24 protein-coding genes and 1 pseudogene are annotated in these 21,293 nt (G+C 70.0%); 20 read left to right on the top strand and 5 right to left on the bottom strand.

Translation table 11 applies throughout. The features are described from left to right. Positions 1–190 (top strand): annotated as a pseudogene (locus D183_RS0109370) (hypothetical protein); the annotation flags it as partial. A 122-nt stretch (positions 191–312) separates the two neighbouring features. Continuing rightward, positions 313–693: a baeRF12 domain-containing protein gene (locus D183_RS0109375; RefSeq protein WP_017908761.1), complete on the top strand. Its 381-nt coding sequence runs from the start codon at positions 313–315 to the stop codon at positions 691–693. Between the two features lie 24 nt (positions 694–717). Here the strand turns inward: D183_RS0109375 and D183_RS0109380 are convergent, their stop codons facing one another. Next, positions 718–1,197 (bottom strand): Lrp/AsnC ligand binding domain-containing protein, encoded by a 480-nt coding sequence (locus D183_RS0109380; RefSeq protein ID WP_017908762.1) that lies wholly within the window; start codon positions 1,195–1,197, stop codon positions 718–720. Between the two features lie 136 nt (positions 1,198–1,333). Here D183_RS0109380 and D183_RS0109385 point away from each other — a divergent pair, with 136 nt between their 5' ends. Both D183_RS0109385 and alr read left to right on the top strand, forming a co-directional pair. Beyond that, positions 1,334–2,641: a D-amino acid dehydrogenase gene (locus D183_RS0109385; protein WP_017908763.1), complete on the top strand. Its 1,308-nt coding sequence runs from the start codon at positions 1,334–1,336 to the stop codon at positions 2,639–2,641. Further along, complete coding sequence (alr, locus tag D183_RS0109390) at positions 2,620–3,693, top strand: alanine racemase (RefSeq protein ID WP_026144334.1); 1,074 nt, start codon at positions 2,620–2,622, stop codon at positions 3,691–3,693. The genes D183_RS0109385 and alr overlap by 22 nt, the downstream gene beginning before the upstream one ends. Positions 3,694–3,740: 47 nt before the next feature. Here alr and D183_RS0109395 read toward each other — a convergent pair whose 3' ends face one another. Next, positions 3,741–4,310: a DUF3016 domain-containing protein gene (locus D183_RS0109395; protein ID WP_017908765.1), complete on the bottom strand. Its 570-nt coding sequence runs from the start codon at positions 4,308–4,310 to the stop codon at positions 3,741–3,743. 192 nt (positions 4,311–4,502) lie between these two features. Here D183_RS0109395 and D183_RS0109400 point away from each other — a divergent pair, with 192 nt between their 5' ends. The 5 genes from D183_RS0109400 to D183_RS0109420 all read left to right on the top strand — a co-directional run bounded on the left by D183_RS0109400 (position 4,503) and on the right by D183_RS0109420 (position 9,204). Continuing rightward, a complete protein-coding gene (locus tag D183_RS0109400; protein ID WP_010343261.1) occupies positions 4,503–4,973 on the top strand; it encodes a hypothetical protein in 471 nt (156 codons plus the stop codon). A 19-nt stretch (positions 4,974–4,992) separates the two neighbouring features. Then, positions 4,993–5,241: a hypothetical protein gene (locus D183_RS27430; protein ID WP_157835197.1), complete on the top strand. Its 249-nt coding sequence runs from the start codon at positions 4,993–4,995 to the stop codon at positions 5,239–5,241. Between the two features lie 164 nt (positions 5,242–5,405). After that, positions 5,406–7,406, top strand: a complete 2,001-nt coding sequence (locus D183_RS0109410) for a PAS domain-containing hybrid sensor histidine kinase/response regulator (RefSeq protein ID WP_017908767.1) — start codon at positions 5,406–5,408, stop codon at positions 7,404–7,406. A 68-nt stretch (positions 7,407–7,474) separates the two neighbouring features. Further along, positions 7,475–7,795 (top strand): DUF3247 family protein, encoded by a 321-nt coding sequence (locus D183_RS0109415; RefSeq protein WP_017908768.1) that lies wholly within the window; start codon positions 7,475–7,477, stop codon positions 7,793–7,795. Positions 7,796–7,869: 74 nt separating this feature from the next. Continuing rightward, positions 7,870–9,204, top strand: a complete 1,335-nt coding sequence (locus D183_RS0109420) for a PQQ-dependent sugar dehydrogenase (RefSeq protein ID WP_017908769.1) — start codon at positions 7,870–7,872, stop codon at positions 9,202–9,204. A 429-nt stretch (positions 9,205–9,633) separates the two neighbouring features. Here D183_RS0109420 and D183_RS0109425 read toward each other — a convergent pair whose 3' ends face one another. Then, the gene (locus D183_RS0109425) at positions 9,634–9,897 is read right to left on the bottom strand and encodes a hypothetical protein (RefSeq protein ID WP_017908770.1); all 264 of its coding nucleotides are present in this window, start codon (positions 9,895–9,897) and stop codon (positions 9,634–9,636) included. Positions 9,898–10,041: 144 nt separating this feature from the next. Here D183_RS0109425 and D183_RS0109430 point away from each other — a divergent pair, with 144 nt between their 5' ends. Further along, complete coding sequence (locus tag D183_RS0109430) at positions 10,042–11,112, top strand: class I SAM-dependent methyltransferase (RefSeq protein ID WP_017908771.1); 1,071 nt, start codon at positions 10,042–10,044, stop codon at positions 11,110–11,112. Next, on the top strand, positions 11,109–11,816 hold the full coding sequence (locus tag D183_RS0109435) for a pseudouridine synthase (protein ID WP_017908772.1): 708 nt from the start codon (positions 11,109–11,111) through the stop codon (positions 11,814–11,816). The genes D183_RS0109430 and D183_RS0109435 overlap by 4 nt, the downstream gene beginning before the upstream one ends. A gap of 82 nt (positions 11,817–11,898) precedes the next feature. On the opposite strand, the gene D183_RS0109440 is transcribed toward D183_RS0109435, so the two are convergent. Both D183_RS0109440 and D183_RS0109445 read right to left on the bottom strand, forming a co-directional pair. Continuing rightward, positions 11,899–12,468, bottom strand: coding sequence for a DUF1415 domain-containing protein (locus D183_RS0109440; RefSeq protein ID WP_017908773.1), 570 nt, complete (start codon positions 12,466–12,468; stop codon positions 11,899–11,901). 89 nt (positions 12,469–12,557) lie between these two features. Beyond that, positions 12,558–13,487, bottom strand: coding sequence for a LysR family transcriptional regulator (locus D183_RS0109445; protein ID WP_017908774.1), 930 nt, complete (start codon positions 13,485–13,487; stop codon positions 12,558–12,560). 161 nt (positions 13,488–13,648) lie between these two features. On the opposite strand from D183_RS0109445, the gene D183_RS0109450 reads away from it, so the two are divergent. The 9 genes from D183_RS0109450 to D183_RS0109490 form a co-directional block, all read left to right on the top strand. Beyond that, positions 13,649–14,818: a muconate/chloromuconate family cycloisomerase gene (locus tag D183_RS0109450; RefSeq protein WP_017908775.1), complete on the top strand. Its 1,170-nt coding sequence runs from the start codon at positions 13,649–13,651 to the stop codon at positions 14,816–14,818. A gap of 2 nt (positions 14,819–14,820) precedes the next feature. Next, complete coding sequence (gene catC / locus D183_RS0109455; RefSeq protein ID WP_026144336.1) at positions 14,821–15,111, top strand: muconolactone Delta-isomerase; 291 nt, start codon at positions 14,821–14,823, stop codon at positions 15,109–15,111. A gap of 80 nt (positions 15,112–15,191) precedes the next feature. Continuing rightward, positions 15,192–16,130 carry a catechol 1,2-dioxygenase gene (gene catA / locus D183_RS0109460; protein ID WP_017908777.1) on the top strand — a complete coding sequence of 313 codons (939 nt, stop codon included), beginning with the start codon at positions 15,192–15,194 and terminating at the stop codon, positions 16,128–16,130. Between the two features lie 105 nt (positions 16,131–16,235). Then, complete coding sequence (locus tag D183_RS0109465) at positions 16,236–17,591, top strand: Rieske 2Fe-2S domain-containing protein (protein WP_017908778.1); 1,356 nt, start codon at positions 16,236–16,238, stop codon at positions 17,589–17,591. Further along, positions 17,588–18,076: a benzoate 1,2-dioxygenase small subunit gene (gene benB, locus D183_RS0109470; protein ID WP_017908779.1), complete on the top strand. Its 489-nt coding sequence runs from the start codon at positions 17,588–17,590 to the stop codon at positions 18,074–18,076. Before D183_RS0109465 ends, benB begins: the two co-directional genes overlap by 4 nt. 26 nt (positions 18,077–18,102) lie before the next feature. Then, positions 18,103–19,134, top strand: coding sequence for a benzoate 1,2-dioxygenase electron transfer component BenC (gene benC / locus D183_RS0109475; RefSeq protein WP_017908780.1), 1,032 nt, complete (start codon positions 18,103–18,105; stop codon positions 19,132–19,134). After that, the gene (locus tag D183_RS0109480) at positions 19,131–19,904 is read left to right on the top strand and encodes a 1,6-dihydroxycyclohexa-2,4-diene-1-carboxylate dehydrogenase (RefSeq protein WP_017908781.1); all 774 of its coding nucleotides are present in this window, start codon (positions 19,131–19,133) and stop codon (positions 19,902–19,904) included. The genes benC and D183_RS0109480 overlap by 4 nt, the downstream gene beginning before the upstream one ends. 109 nt (positions 19,905–20,013) lie before the next feature. Further along, positions 20,014–20,976 carry an alpha/beta hydrolase gene (locus tag D183_RS0109485; protein WP_017908782.1) on the top strand — a complete coding sequence of 321 codons (963 nt, stop codon included), beginning with the start codon at positions 20,014–20,016 and terminating at the stop codon, positions 20,974–20,976. A 32-nt stretch (positions 20,977–21,008) separates the two neighbouring features. Further along, on the top strand, positions 21,009–21,293 hold a 285-nt coding region (locus D183_RS0109490; RefSeq protein ID WP_232757247.1), incomplete at its 3' end, for an aldehyde dehydrogenase family protein.

A 21,293-nucleotide genomic window follows, 5' to 3' on the forward strand; every position in this document is an offset into this window, starting at 1 on the left:
GCCCAGTCCGGCGGTACCGGCCGCCGCGGTCGCCGAGCCGTCCGCACGCCGCCCGGTCCGCCTCTACGACCGTCGCGGCCAGCTGGTGCCCGGGGCGATGCAGGTGGGGCCGAACCGCGCGCTGGATACCCGCACCGGCCGTTACTACGACACCGTGCCCAGCGGCGACGGGGTCCGTATCCAGGACTGAGCGCCTGCGCCCCGGCGGCGAACGCGCGGCGAACGCCGCGTGGCCGCCATCCTCACGAATCGGTTCCTAGACTGGCGAACCGGCCGCGACTGCCGCGGCGCCATGTTTTCGCAGGAGAACCGATGAGCAAGCTTCCCGACAACACCCTGATCGTCGTCGCCGACCGCACCGCTGCGCGCCTGTTCCGGGTCAACCTGGCCGGCGAGACCGCGCTGCTGGAGCAGACCGAAGTGCTGAACCCGACGCCGATCGAGGGCGTGGAGGACGGCGACCGGCCGATGACCATGGATGAAGCCGGGTTCGTGCGTCAGATCGCCGAGCGCCTGTACCAGGACGCGCTGCGCGGGCAGGTCGAGCACCTGATGCTGGTCGCCGACCCGCACACGCTGGGCCAGTTGCGGCCGCTGCTGCACAAGGAGGTCCAGAAGCGGGTGGTGGCCGAACTGGCCAAGAATCACGCCAATTCCTCGCGCGACGACCTGGAGAAGCTGCTGGTCTCCTGACCCGCACGCATCCGCGCGAAGCGCTCAGTCGGCGATCGGCAGGCTGAGCGTTTCCTTCACTTCCTCCATCACGATGTAGCTCTTGGACTCGCGCACATGCGGCAGGGTCAGCAGGGTGCTGCCCAGCAGCTTGCGGTAGGACGCCATCTCGCTGATGCGGGCCTTGAGCAGGTAATCGAAGTCGCCCGAGACCAGGTGGCATTCGAGCACGTTGGGCAGCTTCAGCGCGGCGCGGCGGAACTCCTCGAAGATGTCGCCGGACTTGTAGGCCAGGCTGATCTCCACGAACACCAGCAGGCTGGCCTTGAGGTAATGCGGGTCCAGCCGTGCGTAGTAGCCGGTGATGGCGCCATCGCGTTCCAGCCGGCGCACCCGCTCGGTGCACGGAGTGGTGGACAGGCCCACCCGCTCGCCCAGTTCGGTGAAGGAGATGCGCCCTTCCTGCTGCAGGATGCGCAGGATCTTGCGGTCGATCTTGTCCAGTTCGCGGAGGCGTGCGGCCATGCGGGGCGGTCTCAGGGGTTTGGCCTGCCAGGCCGGCAGAAGTCAGGGGAAAATCCTGGGTTGCGCTGCCTATACTGCACCGAACTTCTGCCCTGGCGCCATCTAGCCAGGGAATTGATCCGAACGGAGTAGGCGCATGCGGGTTCTGGTTCTCGGCAGCGGTGTGATCGGCACGGCCACGGCGTGGTATCTGGCCCGCAGCGGCTGCGAGGTGACGGTGGTCGACCGCCAGCCGGCGGCGGGGCTGGAGACCAGTTATGCCAATGCCGGCCAGGTCTCGCCCGGCTACGCCTCGCCGTGGGCGGCGCCCGGGGTGCCGCTGAAGGCGCTGAAATGGCTGTTCCAGCGCCATGCGCCGCTGGCGATCACGCCCACCGCCGATCTGCAGCAGTACCTGTGGCTGGCGCAGATGCTGCGCAACTGCACGGCCGAGCGCTACGCCATCAACAAGGCGCGGATGGTGCGCCTGTCCGAGTACAGCCGCGACTGCCTGGACCAGCTGCGTGCCGAGACCGGCATCGCCTACGAAGGCCGCCAGCTCGGGACCACCCAGTTGTTCCGCACCCAGCAGCAACTGGACGGTGCGGCCAAGGACATCGAGGTGCTGCGCGAGTACGGCGTGCCCTACGAGTTGCTGGACCGTGCCGGCATCGCCCGGGTCGAGCCGGCCCTGGCCAGCGCGCCGGCGACCCTGGTCGGCGCGCTGCGCCTGCCCAACGACCAGACCGGCGACTGCCGCCTGTTCACCCAGCGCCTTGCGGCGATGGCCGCCGCGGCCGGCGTGCAGTTCCGCCAGGGCGAGACCATCGAGGCGCTGCAGGCCGATGGCGACCGCATCGACGGCGTGCGCATCGGCGGGCGGGTGGAGCGGGCCGACCGCTACGTGGTCGCGCTGGGCAGCTACTCGCCCGGCCTGCTGGCGCCGCTGGGCATCCGCCTGCCGGTGTACCCGCTGAAGGGTTATTCGCTGACCCTGCCGATCCGCGACGCGGCGCTGGCGCCCACCTCCACCATCCTCGACGAGAGCTACAAGGTGGCGATCACCCGCTTCGACGCGCGCATCCGCGTCGGCGGCATGGCCGAACTGGCGGGCTTTGACCTGTCGCGTCCGGCGCGCCGCCGCGCCACCCTGGAGAAGGTGGTCAACGACCTGTACCCGCGCGGCGGCGACCTGGCCGCGGCCGAGTTCTGGACCGGGCTGCGCCCGGCCACCCCGGACGGCACGCCGGTGGTCGGCGCCACCGGCTACCGCAACCTGTTCCTCAACACCGGCCACGGCACGCTGGGCTGGACCATGGCCTGCGGCTCCGGTCGCTACCTGGCCGACCTGATGGTCTCGCGGCAGCCGCAGATCAGCGGCGAGGGCCTGGACATCTTCCGTTATTCCCGCGGTTCCGCCGCGTCCGTTGCCGAGGCCGTCGCGTGCGCCCAGCCCGTGCATTGATCGATCTCGACGCGCTGCGCCACAACTACCGCCTGGCCCGCCGGCTGAGCGGCGGCAAGGCGCTGGCGGTGGTCAAGGCCGATGCCTACGGGCACGGCGCGGTGGCCTGCGCGCGCGCGCTGGACGGCGAGGCCGACGGCTTCGCGGTGGCCTGCATCGAGGAGGCGCTGGAATTGCGCCAGGCCGGCATCGCCGCGCCGATCCTGCTGCTGGAAGGCATCTTCGACGCCGACGAACTGCCGCTGGTCGCCGAACACCGGCTGTGGTGCGCGGTGGCCTCGCCCTGGCAGGTGGAGGCGATCGCCGCCTTCGCCGCACCGCAGCCGCTGTGCCTGTGGCTGAAGCTGGACAGCGGCATGCATCGGCTGGGGCTGGCGCCGGACGAGTTCCGCGCCGCGCACGCGCGCCTGAGCGCGCTGCCGCAGGTCGAGCGACTGGTGCTGATGAGCCACTTCGCCCGCGCCGACGAACTGGACAGCGCGCGCACGCGCGAGCAGGTGGAGGTGTTCCGCCAGGCCACCGCCGGCCTGGCCGGCGAGACCAGCCTGTGCAATTCGCCGGCCCTGCTCGGCTGGCCGGAGCTGCGCAACGACTGGGGACGGCCGGGGCTGATGCTGTACGGCGCCGACCCGTTCGCCGCCGCGGCCGCGCTGCCCGGCGAACTGCGCCCGGTCATGACTCTGCAGTCCAGGATCATTTCCGTGCGCGACATCGCGCCGGGCGAGCCGGTCGGCTACGGCGCGCGCTTCGTCGCGGCGCGCCCGACCCGGGTCGGGGTGGTGGCGATCGGTTATGCCGACGGCTATCCGCAGTTCGCGCCCAACGGTACGCCGGTGCTGATCGATGGCGCGCCCGGCGCACTGATCGGGCGCGTGTCGATGGACATGCTGACCGTGGACCTGACCGACCACCCGCAGGCCGGCCTCGGCAGCGAGGTGCAGTTGTGGGGCGAACAGCCGCGCATCGACGCGCTGGCCGGGCGCTGCAGTTCCAGCGCCTACCGCTTGCTGTGCGGCCTCAAGCGCGCGCCGCGCACCTATCTCGGCGGTTGATCCATGCCTGACGGCGCCGGCGCGATGCCGGCGCCGCGCGTGCGGCCTCAGCGCTCGGCGACTGCGCTGTCCTTGCGCAACTGCCGGCGCAGCCAGTCGTCGAGCATACGCTTTTCGTAGCGCAGCGGATCGGTGCTCAGGCCGACCGAGCTGTTGTACAGATAGCTGGGGTCCATCAGTTTCGGCTGGCCCTGCGCGATCACTTGGCCGTCGGCGCCGTACAGGGTGAAGTCGAGGCTGATCCGCGGCGGGTACAGGTCGCGCATCACCCGCACGTCGTTCCAGTTCGGGCCGTGCCACGGCTCGAAGTCGCCGGCGCGCTTGATGTCGGTCAGCTTGATGTCCAGGCGCTGCCCGGGCTGCAGTTGCTTGGCGGCCTGCTTCTGCAGGTAGGCGGCCAGGTCCTGCACCCAGTCGCCGCGTTCGGCTTCCCAGCGGTTGCGGCTCTGCCGCAGTTCGCTGAAGGTGGACGGGTCGGCCCAGCTAACCTGCACCGGGCCGTCGCTGACGAGGCTGCGCGGCGCCTGCGGGTCGGTGACGTTGCGGATCTCGGCGGAGGCGCCGCCCGCCCACAGGCAGGCAACAGCCAGCGCCGTCCAGGCATAGCGGATCTTCATGGCGGATCTCCAGGAGGCGTGCGCCCAGTGTGTGCCTGTGCCGGCGTGCCCGCAATCGCGGCGAGGCGTGCGGCGACGACCGTTGGCCGCCGATTCATCCGCTTCGGCGTGACGGACGGCTCACATCACCTCGCCGCCTGCTTCACGGTGCGCGCGCGAGCATGGATGCCACTCGGAGGATGCGGGGATCGCATGAAGACGCCGTTGTTCCACCAGGCCCACACCGGCAGCGATGTGCGCCTGCAATTCATCGACTGGGCCAAGCGCCACGGCCACAGCCCGGCCAGCGGCGCGGCGGCGTTCGTCGAGCACCAGGCCAACCTGGACGAGGCGGCGCGGCAGTTGCGCCTCAACCCCGGCGACGACGTGCGCCATCTGTTGCGGCGCTACCTGGTCTCGCTCGGCGAGGCGCAGGACGTGGCCGTGCAGTTCCCGCCCAGCTACCACTACCGCAGCCCGCAGGGGCAGAGCTTCCGCTACACGCTGACCCTGGTGCTGGCCGAAGACGGCGTAGAGTGGAAGGCGCGGGTGTGGACCGGCCTGGAATACCTGGGCCTGATCGTCGGCCGTGGCGCCGGCCCGCGCGCCAACTACACGCGCCTGGCACGGATGGCGGTGGAGCACGAACTGGCCAGCGACGCACCGCGTTTCACGCTCGGCTGAGCAATTCAGGAATCTTGGCATGTCCGTCGTCAGCGCACCCGAGCGATCCTTGGTTCCCGAAGAATGCCGCCGGCAATGCCGGCAGCTGGGGCCGGCGCGCGTGCAGCAGTTGCTGGAATCCTCTTCGCCGCCGCCGTGGCGCGAGGAAGCCGAGCGTTGGCTGGAAGAGCAGGCCTTGCGCAGCGCGCGCCTGACCCAGTGGATGGTGCTGGCAGGCATCGGCCTGTCGTTGCTGGGCATCGTGCTGGTGATCGCGTTCTTCTGGTGACATCGCTCGGGCGGGCGCAGCACAGGTGCTGGCTTGACGGCGGCGGAGTGGCTTAACAAGATGGGGGTTTACGCCTTGCCGCTCCCGGCGCATCGTCGTTGCGCCGAGGATGCCGGGCACCGTCTTCATCCGTTGCCGTAGGCCGCTGCCAGAGCTAGTCCGTCATGCATGCCAGTCCAGACTCCACCGCTTCCTCGTTCGCGCAGGCGACGGACCTGCAGTACCGCGAGATCTTCGACAAGATCGATTCCGGCTTCTGCGTGATCCAGATGCTGTTCGAGGGCGAGCGCGCGGTCGATTACGTGTTTCTGCAGGTCAATCCGGCCTTCGAGCGCGAGACCGGCCTGCGCGACGTGGTCGGGCGGCGCATGCGCGAGATCTCGCCGACCCACGAGGAGCACTGGTTCCAGCGCTACGGCGCGGTGGCGTTGACAGGCCGTCCGGACAAGTTCGAGAACTTCGCGACTGCGCTGGACCGCTGGTGGGCGGTGGATTCGTTCCGCGTCGGCGCGCCGGAACTGCGCCAGGTCGCCGTGCAGTTCCTCGACATCACCGAGCGCAAGCGGATGGAGCGCGACCTGGCCGAGAGCGAGGCGCGCTTCAGCGCGCTGGCCGAGGGCCTGCCGATGCCGGTGTGGGTGCTGGACGCCCAGGGCGAACTGCGCTTCACCAACACCGCCTATGCCGAATTCTTCGGCATCGATCTGGATACCGATGCTGCGCGCCCGGGTTGGGGCGACGTGCTGCATCCGGAAGACGTGGGCGTGTTCGCCTACGAATTGCGCAACGCGCTGCACGACCAGCGCAACCTGCGCGCGCTGGTGCGCGCGCGCCGCCACGACGGCGAGTGGCGCTGGGTGGAAATGACCGCGGTGCCGCGCTATTCCGCCGAGGGCCAGTTCATCGGCCTGGCCGGCAGCAGTCCGGACGTCACCGAACGTCGCGACATCGAACTGGCGCGCGAGCAACTGCTGGAATCCGAGCGCAGCGCACGCAACGCCGCCGAGAGCATGGCGCGGCTGAAGGACGAGTTCCTGGCGACGCTGTCGCACGAACTGCGCACGCCGCTGACCACCATCCTCGGCTGGAGCGACCTGCTGCTGCAGCGGCTGCCGCCGGGCGACCCGAGCAGCAAGGGCCTGTCGGTCATCGCCAGCAGCGCGCGCGCGCAGCAGCGGCTGATCTCGGACATGCTCGATCTCAGCAGCATGCTGCTGGGCAAGGTGCAACTGGAAGTGGAAGCGCTGGACCTGGCCGAGCAGGTGCGCGAGGCGATGCGCGCGCAGGAGCCGGTGGCCGAAGGCAAGGACCAGGCGCTGACCCTGCAGGCGCCGTCGCAGCCGTGCATGGTGTTGGGCGACGCCACGCGCCTGCAGCAGGTGTTCTGGAACCTGTTGTCCAACGCGATCAAGTTCACGCCCGCGCACGGGCGCATCGCCCTGGCGATCGCGCTCGACGACGATGGCGAGCACGTCAGCGTGGCGGTGCGCGATTCCGGCGACGGCATTCCGCCGGAGTTCCTGCCGCATCTGTTCGGGCGCTTCCGCCAGGCCGACAGCACCACCACGCGCCTGCACGGCGGCCTCGGCCTGGGCCTGGCGATCGTGCAGCAGCTGGTGGAAATGCATGGCGGCCAGATCAGTGCGGCCAGCGAAGGTCGCGGCTGCGGCTCGGTCTTCACCGTGCGCCTGCCGCTGCACCGCGATGCGCCGGGCTCGCGCCCGCTGCGCGAAGTGCGCGCGTTCGCGATGGCCGAACAGGTGGTCGAGGCGTATTCGCTCAAGGGCGTGCGCCTGTTGGCGGTGGAGGACCAGCCGGACATGCTCGACTACCTGCGGCGCCTGCTCGAGGAGCAGGGCGCGGAGGTGGTCGCGGTGGGCTCGGCCAGCGAGGCGCTGGAGGTGCTCGACGGCGGCGGCCATGCGGCGATCGACGTGATGGTCACCGACATCGGCATGCCGGGCATGGATGGCTACGGGCTGATCCGCACCGTGCGCGAGAACATGGGCCTGGGCGCGGACGAACTGCCGGCGGTCGCGGTGACTGCGCTGGCGCGTGCCGACGATCGCCAGCGCGCGCTGCAGTCCGGCTTCCAGGAACACCTGGCCAAGCCGTACAGCGTGGCGCAGCTGGTCTCGGCGGTGCGCTTCGCGCGGCAGCGTTAGCGCGGTCTTGCCCGCCGGCTCACGCGGCCGGCGTTAGGGTGCTGCGGTTCCCCCTCAGGAGTCCGCCGATGACCCAGTTTGCCGAGCGTATCCACACCGACCAGGCGCAGATCCAGGCGCTGGAAGCGTTGATCCTGCAATTGCCCGGGCAGGCGCATGTGCGCATCGAATTGCACGACGGCAGCGTGTGCTTCGGCACCGTGTCGGTCCGGCCCAGCATCCAGCAGTTCCGCGACGCCGATGGCAACGAGGGCAGCAATGCGCAGGTGCGCATCGACGACCTCGACGATCCGGCCCGGCACCGCTACCTGTGGCTGGACGAAATCCGCAGCGTGCGCCAGTTGCCGGCGCGGCCCTGGGAGACCGATCCGCGCGGCGACGCCTCTTGACGCATCTTTCACTTTTTTCGCGTCGGGCCTGTGCATCATCGGCGTTCCCCCGTGTTCCCGGATATCCAAGACACATGGCCATGTCTTCGCCGATTCGCGCCCGTTGGGTGTTGTGTGCGCTCAGTGCCGCCCTGCTCGCCGCCTGCGGCGACACCGCCAAGCACGCCATCGAGGAGGGCATGGGGCCGGATCCGGTGTTGCCCGATCCGGTCAAGCGCATGATCCCCACGGTCAAGGTCGCCGAGGTCAAGCGCTGGGCCGATGGCGCCGCGCCGGTACCGGCCGCCGACCTGGCGGTGCAGGCCTTCGCCCGCGACCTGGACCATCCACGCTGGCTGTATGTGCTGCCCAACGGCGACGTGCTGGTCGCCGAGACCGCCGAGCCGCCGGCACCGGAAAAGGAGAGCGGCGGCCTGCGCGACAAGATCCAGGGCGCGATGATGGCCAAGGCCGGCGCCGCCGTGCCCAGCGCCAACCGCATCACCCTGCTGCGCGACGCCGACGGCGATGGCGTCGCCGAAGTGCGCACGCAGTTCCTCAAGGGCCTGTATTCGCCGTTCGGCATGGCCCTGGTCGGCGACCGTCTGTACATCGCCAATGCCGATGCCCTGGTCAGCTTCCCGTACAAGGACGGCGACACCCAGATCACCGCCGCGCCCAGCTTCGTCGCCAACCTGCCCGGCGGCATCAACCACCACTGGACCAAGAGCCTGCTGGCCAGCCGCGACGGCAAGAAGCTGTACGTGGGCGTCGGCTCCAACAGCAACGTCGCCGAGAACGGCATGGAGCAGGAGCTCAACCGCGCCGCGATCCTGGAAGTGGACGCCGCCAGCGGCGCCACCCGCGTGTTCGCCAGCGGCCTGCGCAATCCGGTCGGCCTGGCCTGGCAGCCCGGCACTGACACGCTGTGGACCGTGGTCAACGAACGCGACGAGATCGGCAGCGACCTGGTGCCGGATTATCTGACCTCGGTGCGCGAGGGCGGTTTCTACGGCTGGCCGTACAGCTACTACGGCCAGCACGTGGACGAGCGCGTGCAGCCGCAGAACCCGGAGATGGTGGCCAGCGCGATCAAGCCGGACTACGCGCTGGGCGCGCATACCGCCTCGCTGGGCCTGGCCTTCTACGAGGGTGCGCTGCTGCCGCAGCCCTACCGCGGCGGCGCCTTCATCGGCCAGCACGGCTCCTGGAACCGCGACCCGCCGTCGGGCTACAAGGTGATCTACGTGCCTTTCGCCAACGGCAAGCCCAGCGGCAAACCGCAGGACGTGCTGACCGGCTTCCTCGACGCCGAGGGCCGTGCGCAGGGCCGCCCGGTCGGCGTGGCGGTGGACAAGCCGGGCGCGCTGCTGGTCGCCGACGACGTCGGCAATGTGGTGTGGCGGGTGACGCCGAAGCCGGGGAAGTGAGCGGTCTGGTTAGCCGCGTGTTTCCGCATCGATCGTAGGGGTGGCTTCGGTCGCGGCGCGGGTTCATGGTCGCGATGCGGGATTGATGGCTGCGACGTGGGCTTCATGGCGAAGCCCGATCGCGGCTTAGGCCGTTCCTGCAAAGGACCACTGCGGCGGTGTGGCGCGTGCCCCCAGGGCTGCTGCATCGCGCATCTCATTGCGCGGCCGCGTGCTTCGAAAAACGGGGAAAACCACGACCGCAGCCGCTTCCTGGAAGCCGGCCTTGTTTGCTGCGATTGAGAATCGCGCGAGTGGGCGCTATGGCAAATCCATCTCTGCTGACGCGTGCGGGAGCAGCTTCAGCCGCGACCGGGATGCGCCTGGCGAGGCCCGGTCGCGGCCGACGCCGCTCCTGCATGTCTGATTGACCGAGCCGAAAGCCTGGCGTCAGTGCTCCACAGGCGCCGGTTCCACACCGAAGCGGCGGGCGTAGCCGCGTTCGTTGAAGACGCGCTCCACTTCGGTGTCGCCCAGTTCCGGGGCGGCGTAGACGGCATACACCACGCTGCCATCGTCGCGTGCGCCGCGCTGGTGCAGGCGGTAGCGCGGACGCCCGGTGCCGGTGTTCTCCGGGTAGTGCAACGGCGGCTGGCTGCCATCCAGGTCCACTTCGCTGTTGTCGACGACGCCGCCGATGAACACTGCGCGCATGCTGCCTCTCCGGTCATTGGGTGCCTTGCAGCCTAGGCGCGGCGATGTTGCCGAAGCATCAATGATGCGTTGGATTCGTGCAAAACCGGGGTCGCCGCGCACTGCCGGTAGAATGCGCGTCCCTGTTCCGATGACTCACGCCCGATGCCGGCTGCGCAAGACGCCCCCCTCGACACCCTGTTCCTGCCGTTCGCCCAGGGCGTGCTGCGCTGGCCTGCCGGCAAGGTGCTGTTCCTGCGCGCCCGCGACGGCTGGGCGCTGCGTCAGCATGCGCAGCCGCCGCAACTGGTCTGCGAGCAGGACTACCGGCCGTTCGCCAGCGCGCTGCAGCAGGGCGGCTGGACGGTGCGTGCGGAGCAGGACGGCGCCGCCGACGCCGGCGGCTACGCGCTGGTGCTGGTGCTGCCGCCGCGCCAGCGCGAGGAAGCGCGGGCGCTGCTGGCGCGCGCCGTGGCGCTGGCTGCGCCGGGCGGCATGGTGGTGGCCTGCCAGGCCAACAACGAGGGCGCGCGCTCCGGCGAGGACGACCTGCAGCAACTGGCTGGACTCGGCGGCAAGCTGACCAAGCACCACTGCCGGGTGTACTGGACCGCGCCGTTGCAGGGCGGCCACGACGCCGCGCTGCAGCAGCGCTGGGCGACGCTGGACGCGGTGCGGCCGATTCTCGACGGTCGCTTCCGCAGCCGCCCGGGCGTGTTCGCCTGGGATCGCATCGACCCGGCCTCGGCGCTGCTGGCCGAGCACCTGCCCGCCGATCTGCGCGGCCGTGCCGCCGATCTCGGCGCCGGCTACGGCTACCTGTCGGCCGAACTGCTGGCACGTTGCCCGCAACTGACCGCGCTGGACCTGTTCGAGGCCGACGCGCGCGCGCTGGCGCTGGCGCGCGCGAATCTGGCGCAGGCACCGGCCGGCCCGACGCTGGGCTTCCACTGGCACGACGTGACCACCGGACTGCCGGGGCAGTACGACGTCATCGTCAGCAATCCGCCGTTCCATGCGCCGGGGCGGATGGAGCGGCCGGACATCGGCCGGCGCTTCATCGCGGTGGCGGCGCAGGCGCTGGCGCCCGGCGGGCGGCTGTTCCTGGTCGCCAACCGGCATCTGCCCTACGAGGCGGTGCTCGACGCCAGCTTCGGGGAGACCGAGGTGCTCGCCACCCGCGACGGCTTCAAGCTGATCCACGCGGTGCGCAGCCGTGCCGGAGCGCGCCGATGAAACTGGTCAAGCACCTGGCCAACCTGGGCTACGGCAGCCGCAAGCAGGTGGCGCTGATGTTCCGCGAGGGCCGCATCACCGATGCCGAGGGCGAGGTGCTGTATGCCGACGACCAAGTGCCGCACGCGGCGATCCGGGTTGATGGCGAAGCGCTGGATCCGCCGCCCGGGCTGATCCTGGCGCTGCACAAGCCGGTCGGCTACACCTGCTCGACCAAGGATCCGGGGCGCATCGTCTACGACCTGCTGCCGCCGCGCTTCCGCCTGCGCTCGCCGCTGCTGTCCACGGTGGGGCGGCTGGACCGCGACACCAGCGGTCTGCTGCTGATGACCGACGACGGTGCGCTGCTGCATCGCATCGTCTCGCCCAAGGCGCGGCTGGCCAAGGTCTACGAGGCCACCCTGGCCGAGGATCTGCGCGGCGACGAGGCCGCGCAGTTCGCCAGCGGCACGCTGATGCTCGACGGCGAGACCACGCCGCTGCTGCCGGTGCAACTGGAGACGCTGGGACCGCGGCAGGTGCGCGTGGCTCTGCACGAAGGCCGCTACCACCAGGTGCGGCGCATGTTCGCCGCCGTCGGCAACCACGTGGCCGCACTGCACCGCAGCCGCATCGGCGGCTTCGGCCTGGACGATCTGCCCTCGGGGCAGTGGCGGGTGCTGGAGGCGGCGGACGTGGCGGTGCTGTTCGAGGGCCGGGATTAGGGAGTCGGGATTGGGGATTGGCAAAAGCGCGTGGCGCCACGCCCCGTCGCAAATCCCGCTTCTACGAATCCCGAATCCCAAATCACGAATCCCGCTCCCCAACCGCCCGCTTCCAGCCCTCCAGCCCCAGCGTCTCCAGGGTCTGCAGATTGCGCTCGACGATCACGTCCGCGTCCGGGAAGGCGGCCACTGCGCGTTCCACGCTGTCCTCGCGCAGCAGGTGCAGGGTGGGGTAGGGCGCGCGGTTGGTGTAGTTGCCGATGTCGTCCGGTGCGGTGCCGGCGAACTGGTACTGCGGATGGAAACTGGCCACCTGCAGCACGCCCTGCAGGTCCAGCGCCTCGACCGCGGCGTCGGCGTTGTCGAGGAAGTCGTTGTAGTCCAGGAAGTCCTGCAGCACGTCCGGGTGCACGATCAGCGTGGTGTCGATCTGCTCGGCCGGGGTATCGCGCAGCAGCACCAGTTCTTCGGCCAGTTGTTCGAGCAGCGCCTCGGGCGTACTCGCATCGCTGAGCACGAAACGCACCTGCTGCTTGACGTACACCGCCTTGGCGAACGGACACAGGTTCAGCCCGATCACCGCGCGCTCCAGCCATCGGCGGGTCAGGGCGATCGGGTCGTCGGAGGCGGGGGCAAGCGAGGTGGGAGGCATGGCGTCGGCGGCGGCGAAGGGGCGGCGCGCGTGGGCACGGGGCCGCGCGCGGCGGCCAGTGTATGCCGGATAGGCGCCGGTGGCCGGGGTTACGGTGCGTTCCAGCGGTTGTAGGACACGTCCAGCCACGGCGGATGCTCGGCATACATCTCGCGGATCAGTTGCTTGGTCAGTTCCACCAGGCCGGAGTCGTCGTTGCGGCGATAACTCATGATGATCGGCGAGGTGGCGTGTTCGTCGTCGATCAGGCGGTAATGCAGGTCGCTGCGCATCGACCGCGCCGAGGCCGGGATCAGGCAGATCCCGCTCTCGGCCGCGACCAGGCCCAGCGCGGTCTGCAGCTCGCGCACCTCCTGCAGTTCGCTGGGATGCGCGCCGTGATCCTGCAGCAGCGACAGCACCTGATCGGCGAAGCTGGGGCGCGGATGGCTGGGATAGAGCAGCAGCCGTTGCCCGGCCAGCGCCGCCGGCGGCAGCGGCGCGTCCTCCGCGGCCAGCGGGTGTTCCATCGGGATCGCCGCGACCAGGCGCTCCTCGCGCAGGACCAGGCGTTCGACATGCTGGTCGCTGCTGCGCACGCGGCCGAAGCCCAGGTCGATGCGACCTTCCTTCAGCGCTTCCACCTGCTGGCTGGACATCAGCTCGACCAGGCGCACTTCCAGGTCCGGTCGCGCCTGGCGCAGGCGCCGCACCACCGTGGGCAGACCGCCGTACAGGGTGGAGGCGACGAAGCCGATCGAGGCCACGCGGCGCTCGCTGCGGCCGAGCCGGCGCGCGGCCTCGGTCATCTGCTCGACCCGGCCCAGCACCTGCAGCGCTTCCTCGTAGAACAGCCGTCCGGCGTCGGTGAGACGCAGCGGGCGGCTGCGCCGCACCAGCAGCGGCACGCCCAGTTGCTGTTCGATCTGCTGGATCTGCCGGCTCAGCGGCGGTTGCGCGATATGCAGGATTTCTGCGGCACGGGTGAAGTTGCGTTCGCGGGCGACGGCCACGAAGTAGCGGAGTTGACGCAGATCCATAGACGCTCGCTGTGGCGGAAAGTTACATGACATTCAAAGTATGCTGTGCTGCAGCAAATCATGAACGTCTAGGTTTCCCGCCATACTATATCTTCAGGGTATGAAATGGTGCTGCATTCAGTCTTGGACGGCAGTGCCGTGCCGGGCCAAGAATCGGCGCCATGTCACCGCACCCCACCACCGCCACCGTCGAACGCGTCGAGACGCTGCTGCTCGACCTGCCCACGATCCGCCCGCATCGCCTGTCGATGGCGACGATGCGCGGGCAGACCCTGATGCTGGTGCGCCTGCATTGCAGCGACGGCGTGGTCGGGCTGGGCGAGGGCACCACGATCGCCGGTCTGGCCTACGGCGCGGAGAGCCCGGAAGGCATGCAGTTGACGATCGACCGCTACATCGCGCCGCTGCTGGTCGGGGCCGATGCCTGCGCGGTGCAGGCGCTGATGCAGCGGATCGGCGGCCTGGTCAAGGGCAACCATTTCGCCAAGTGCGCGATCGAGACCGCGCTGCTCGACGCCCACGGCCAGCGGCTCGGCCTGCCGGTGTCCGAGCTGCTGGGCGGGCGCCTGCGCGATCGCCTGCCGGTGGCGTGGACGCTGGCCTCCGGCGACACCGAACGCGACATCGCCGAGGCCGAACGCATGCTCGCCGAGCGCCGGCACAACGTGTTCAAGCTGAAGATCGGCACGCGCAGCGTCGCCGAGGACGTGGCCCACGTGGCGGCGATCAAGCGCGCGTTGGGGGCGCGCGGCGCGGTGCGGGTGGACGTCAACATGGCCTGGAGCGAGACCGAGGCGGTGCGCGCGCTGCCGGCGCTGGCCGACGCCGGCTGCGAACTGGTCGAACAGCCGGTGGCGTCGCTGGCGGCGATGCGGCGGCTGATGCGCCGCTTCCCGATCGCGTTGATGGCCGACGAGATGCTGAGCGGCCCGGAAAGCGCCTTCGAGGCGGCGCGACGCGGCGCGGCCGACGTGTTCGCCGTGAAGATCGAGCAGTCCGGCGGCCTGTACGCCGCGCAGAAGGTCGCGGCCATCGCCGATGCCGCCGGCATCGGCCTGTACGGCGGGACGATGCTGGAAGGGGCGATCGGCAGCATCGCCTCGGCCCATGTCTTCGCCACCTTCCCCCATCTGCAGTGGGGCACCGAACTGTTCGGGCCGCTGCTGCTGACCGAAGAGATCCTCGCCGAGCCGCTGCGCTACGAGGATTTCCATCTGCACGTACCGCGCGCGCCGGGCCTGGGCATCGCCCTGGACGAGGCGCGGGTGGATGCCTTCCGTCGCGACCGCCGCCGTGTGGCGGTGCCGGTCGCGCTCAGCCAGGAGCCATGACCATGCTGTTCCACGTGACCATGGAAGTGAACCTGCCCGGCGACATGCCGCCCGAGCGCGCCGAGCAACTCAAGGCGCAGGAAAAGGCGCGTTTCCAGGAACTGCAGCGCAGCGGCCAGTGGCGCCATATCTGGCGGGTGGTCGGGCAGTACGCCAACGTCAGCATCTTCGACGTGGCCGACAACGCCGAACTGCACGCGCTGCTGCTGTCGCTGCCGTTGTTTCCCTACATGCGCATCGCGGTCACCCCGCTGTGCCGCCATCCCTCGTCGCTGTACGAGGACGATCGCTAGTCCCGCACCACGGGCGCTTCCTCGGGAGGGGAACGTCTCAAGGCAGCCAACGCAACCATGAGCAGAGAAGGAACCAGACGATGAGCGTCAAGATTTTCGAGACCCCGGAGGTGCAGGCGTTCCTGCGCACGGTCAGCGGCCTGGAGCAGACGGCCGGCGACGCGCGTGTGAAACGGATCGTGCATCGCGTGCTGTCGGACCTGTTCAAGGCCATCGACGATCTGGATGTCACGCCCGACGAGTACTGGAGCGCGATCGCCTGGCTCAACGACCTGGGCGCGGCAGGGCAGGCCGGGCTGATCTCGCCCGGGCTGGGCCTGGACCACTTCCTGGATCTGCGCCTGGACGCCATCGACGCGCAACTGGGCATCGACAATCCGACGCCGCGGACCATCGAAGGGCCGCTGTACGTGGCCGGCGCGCCGGTGGCGCACGGCTTCGCCCGGCTCGACGACGGCAGCGACGAAAACGGCCATCCGCTGATCATGCATGGCACCGTGTACGGCGCCGACGGTCGTCCGTTGCCCGGCGCCAGCGTCGAGGTCTGGCACTGCGACACGCGCGGCTTCTATTCGCACTTCGACCCCACCGGCAAGCAGGCGCCGTTCAACATGCGCCGCACGATCATCGCCGATGCCCAAGGCCACTACCGCTTCCAGAGCATCGTGCCCAAGGGCTACGGCGTGCCGCCGGGCAGCCCGACCGAACGCCTGCTGTTCGCGCTCGGCCGCCATGGCCAGCGTCCGGCGCACATCCACTTCTTCGTCGGCGCCGACGGCCACCGCAAGCTGACCACGCAGATCAACATCGCCGGCGACCCGCTGGTCAACGACGACTTCGCCTACGCCACCCGCGATGGCCTGGTGCCGGATCTGGTGGAACGCAGCGACGAGGCCAGCATCCAGGCCAACGGCCTGAGCGGCCCGTTTGCCGAGATCCAGTTCGATTTCCGCCTCACCGCACTGGTGGAAGGCGTGGACAACCAGGCCAATCCGCTGCGCCGCCGCGTCGCCGCCTAGTTTCCGCCGCGTCACGGGGCACGCTGCGCGTCGCCCCGTGCCGGTCACTGCCGCGGCCTGCGGTTGCCAACGCAGGCCGCCGCCATTCTCACAGGAGACACCCCCATGTCTGCCGTCATCGACCCTGCGGCCGCGCTCGACACCCTGCTCGCCAATGCCGTGCAGGACGATCCCGCCGCGGGACAGTTCCGCTGCCGTCGCGAGATATTCACCAGCGCCGATCTGTTCGAACTGGAAATGAAGCATCTGTTCGAGGGCAACTGGATCTATCTGGCGCACGAGAGCCAGATCCCCGCGCCGAACGACTACTACAGCACCTACATCGGCCGTCAGCCGGTGGTGATCACCCGCGACAAGCACGGCGAACTGCACGCGGTCATCAACGCCTGCGCGCATCGCGGCGCGATGCTGTGCCGGCGCAAGCACGGCAACAAGGGCAGCTTCACCTGTCCGTTCCATGGCTGGACCTTCTCCAATACCGGCAAGCTGCTCAAGGTCAAGGACGAGAGGACCACCCAGTACCCGCCGCAGTTCGGCCAGGACGGCAGCCACGATCTCAAGCGCGTGCCGCGCTTCGAGAGCTACCGCGGCTTCCTGTTCGGCAGCCTGCGCGAGGACGTGGCGCCACTGCACGAGTTCCTGGGGCAGACCCGGATCATCATCGACCAGATCGTCGATCAGGCGCCGCAGGGGCTGGAAGTGCTGCGCGGCAACTCGTCCTATGTCTACGACGGCAACTGGAAGCTGCAGATGGAGAACGGCTGCGACGGCTACCACGTCAGCACCGTGCACTGGAATTACGCCGCCACCATGAGCCGGCGCAAGCAGGAAGGCACCCCGGCGGTCGATGCCGGCAGCTGGAGCAAGAGCGTCGCCGGCGTGTACGGCTTCGAGAACGGCCACATCCTGCTGTGGACCAAGACCATGAACCCGGAAGTGCGCCCGGTGTACGCGCAGCGCGAGGAACTGGCGCAGCGCCTGGGCGCCGACCGCGCCGCGTTCATCGTCGAGCAGACGCGCAACCTGTGTCTGTATCCGAACCTGTTCCTGATGGACCAGTTCTCCACGCAGATCCGCGTGGTCAGGCCGCTGGACGTGGACAAGACCGAGGTCAGCATCTTCTGCTTCGCGCCCAAGGGCGAAAGCGCGCGCGACCGTGCGCTGCGCATCCGCCAGTACGAGGATTTCTTCAACGTCTCGGGGATGGGCACCGCCGACGACCTGGAGGAGTTCCGCGCGTGCCAGGCCGGCTACGCCGCCGGCGCGGCGCCGTGGAACGATCTCAGCCGCGGCGCGCCGTTGTGGATCGACGGCCCCGACGAGAATGCGCGGCGGATGGGACTGGCGCCGCTGCTGTCGGGCGAGCGCAGCGAGGACGAAGGCCTGTTCGTGCGCCAGCACGCGTACTGGGCGGAGGCGATGCGCGAGGCGATCGCACGCGAACGCGAGGGTACGGCATGAGCACCGACTACCAGACCATCTGCGCCTTCCTGTACCGCGAGGCGCGCCTGCTCGACGACCGCCAGTGGGACGAGTGGCTGACCCTGTACGCCGAGGACGCGGTGTACTGGATGCCGGCCTGGGACGACGACGACCGCCTCACCGACGATCCGCAGTCGCAGATCTCGCTGATCTACTACGCCGATCGCTCCGGGCTGGAGGACCGCGTGTTCCGCATCAAGACCGAGCGCTCCGGCGCCTCCACGCCGGAGCCGCGCACCAGCCACAACCTGAGCAACATCGAGGTGCTGTCCGAGCACGGGCAGGACATCGAGGTGCGGCACAATTTCCACACGCTCAGCCATCGCTACAAGGTCACCGACCAATTCTTCGGCACGGTGACGCTGACCCTGCGCCGGCAGGACGACGCGCTGCGCATCGCGCGCAAGACCATCGTGCTGAAGAACGATTACATCCGCCAGGTCGTCGACGTCTACCACGTCTGATCGGCACGCACCTGCGAGCAACCGCCATGTCCTATCGCATCGCGCTGAATTTCGAAGACGGCATCACCCGCTTCATCGACTGCAACGACGGCGAGACGGTGCTCGACGCCGCCTTCCGCCAGCGCATCAACCTGCCGATGGATTGCGCCGACGGCGTGTGCGGCACCTGCAAGTGCCGCGCCGAACGTGGGCGCTACGATCTGGGCGAGGACTACATCGAGGACGCGCTCAGCGCCGATGAAGCCGCCGCCGGCATGGTCCTGACCTGCCAGATGCGGCCGCAGTCGGACTGCGCCGTGGCGGTGCCGGCGACCTCGCTCGCCTGCAAGACCGGGAGCGTGCACTTCCAGGCCACGGTGGCGGCGGTGGTCGCGCATGCCGACGCCGCGCTGGAACTGACCCTGGAGACGATCGGCCCGGCGCCGGCCTTCCTGCCCGGCCAGTACGTCAACATCGCCGTGCCCGGCAGCGGCCAGTTGCGCGCGTATTCCTTCAGTTCCGCGCCGGGTGCGTCCACGCTGACCTTCCTGATCCGGCGCGTCCCCGGCGGCCTGATGAGCGCCTACCTGGACGCGGCCACGCCGGGACAGGTCCTGGACCTCAACGGCCCGCTGGGCAGCTTCTACCTGCGCGAGATCACCCGGCCGCTGCTGTTGCTGGCCGGCGGCACCGGCCTGGCGCCGTTCCTGTCGATGCTGGCGCAATTGCAGGCCAGCGGCTGCGCGCATCCGGTGCATCTGATGTACGGCGTGACCCGCGGCGCCGACCTGGTGCTGCTGGAGCGCCTGCAGGCGCTGGCCGAGCAGGCCGACTGGTTCACGTTCGATACCTGCGTGGTCGATCCGGCGGCGGCGCATCCGCGCACCGGCTACGTCACCGAGCACCTGCCTGCGCACGCCCTGCACGGCGGCGACGTGGACGTGTACCTGTGCGGACCGCCGCCGATGGTCGAAGCGGTGCGCACGCATTTTTCCGGCATCGGGCTGGTTCCGGCCGCCTTCCACTACGAGAAGTTCACCCCCAGCGCCGTGGCGCCGATGCAGGAACGGGCCGCATGAGCGCGCGTTTCGCCGGCAAGGTGGTGGTGGTCACCGGCGCGGCGCAGGGCATCGGCCTGCGCGTGGCCGAGCGTGCCGCCGCCGAGGGCGCACGGCTGGTGCTGGTGGACCGCGCCGCCCATGTCGCCGAACTGTCCCAGGCACTGGCGCCGGCCGAAGTCGCCACGCTGGTGGCCGACCTGGAACACTACGAGGAGAACGCGCGGGCGATGCAGTTCGCGCAGGCGCAGATGGGCCGCATCGACGTGCTGGTGAACAACGTCGGCGGCACCATCTGGGCGCAGCCGTACCAGGAATACACCCCGGCGCAGATCGAGGCCGAGGTGCGGCGCTCGTTGTTCCCGGCGCTGTGGGGATGCCGCGCGGCGCTGCCGTACATGATCGCGCAGGGCGGTGGGGCGATCGTCAACGTCTCCTCCATCGCCACCCGCAGCATCCATCGCGTGCCGTACGGCGCGGCCAAGGGCGGGGTCAACGCGCTGACCGCGTGCCTGGCGTTCGAGCACGCCGCGCATGGCATCCGCGTCAACGCGGTCGCCCCGGGCGGTACCGAGGCGCCGCCGCGGCGGGTGCCGCGCAATGCCGATGCGCAGAGCGCGCAGGCGCAGGCCTGGTATCAGCAGATCGTCGCGCAGACCGTGGAATCGAGCCTGATGAAACGCTACGGCACGCTCGACGAGCAGGCCGCGGCGATCCTGTTCCTGGCCTCGGACGAGGCTTCCTACATCACCGGGACGGTGCTGCCGGTGGGCGGCGGCGACCAGGGATGATCCACCCGCCCGGCCCGCCGTGCGCGCGTCGCCGCGGCCTGTCGCCACGCACCGGCGGCGCCCACTGACCCCCGTGTCCTCACCTCTGTCCTTTCCTGGAGCGAACGCCATGCAGTCCCCTCTCTTCGACCCTTCGCGGCTGGCGCCGGACGTGCTGGCGGTGTTGCAAGGCATGGCCGCCAGCGGCGCGCCCCCGCTGGAGACCCTGCCGATCCCGCAGCTGCGCCAGGCCTACGGTCAGATCGGCGCGCTGCTCGGCGGCACGCCGTTGCCGGTGGCCGAGGTCCGTGCGCTGACCGCCACGGGGCCGGCCGGTCCGATCCCGCTGCGCCTGTATCGGCCGGTCAGCGCGCCGCAGGCCACCGCGGCCATCGTCTATCTGCACGGCGGCGGCTGGAGTGCCGGCGATCTGGACACCCACGATCCGGTCTGCCGGCGCCTGGCGCAGGCGGCCGCGTGCGCGGTGGTGGCGGTGGACTACCGGCTGGCGCCGGAACATCCGGCCCCGGCCGGCCCGCAGGACGTGGTCGCGGCGATCGCCTGGCTGGCGGCGCACGCCGGCGAGCTGGGCCTGGATGCCGGCCGCCTGGCCGTGGCCGGCGACAGCGCCGGCGGCAGTCTGGCGGCGGTGGCCTGTCAGCAGTTGCGCGGCAGTGCGGTGGCGCTGCGCGCGCAGGCGCTGTTCTATCCGAGTACGGATCTGTCGCCGGCATCGCAGGACTTTGCGGCGCGCCACGAGAACGCGCATGTGCCGCCGCTGACGCTGGCGGTGATGCAGGCGATGTCGGCGCCGTTCGTGGCCGAGTACGACCCCAGCGACAGCCGGCTGTCGCCGCTGCGCGCGGCCGATCTGCGCGGACTGCCACCGGCCTTGATCTACACCGCCGCCTGCGACGTGCTGCGCGACGACGGCCGCCACTACGCCGATGCCCTGCGCACGGCCGGGGTGGCGGTGGAGTACGTCGAACTGCCGGGCATGGTGCACGGCTTCGTCGAAATGGCCGGCGTGCTGCCGGCCGCCGTGCGCGCCATCGAACATGCCGCCGCCTTCCTGAGCGCGCGACTGGCATGACCGGCAACCCCGATTCCCAGGAGAACACCCGCATGAACGATACGCTTTTGCTGCAGCACGATTTTTGGCACGGAGCGCTTTTCACCGGTCAGTGGCAGGCCGCCACCGAGAGCGCGGAGGCGATCGCGCCGGCCAGCGGAGAGCAGCTCGGCCGCGTCGGCCTGGCTGGCCCGGCGCAGGTCGCGGTCTCGGCCGCCGCCGCTGCGCAGGCGCAACGCGGCTGGGCCGCGGCGCCGTATGCGCAACGCGCGCAGGTACTGCGCCAGGCCGCGCAACTGGCCGAGCGGTTCCAGCAGGAGATCGCCGATTGGCTGGGG

This window comes from Xanthomonas sp. SHU 199 (genome assembly GCF_000364665.1).
GTDB classification, from domain to species: Bacteria; Pseudomonadota; Gammaproteobacteria; order Xanthomonadales; family Xanthomonadaceae; genus Xanthomonas_A; species Xanthomonas_A sontii.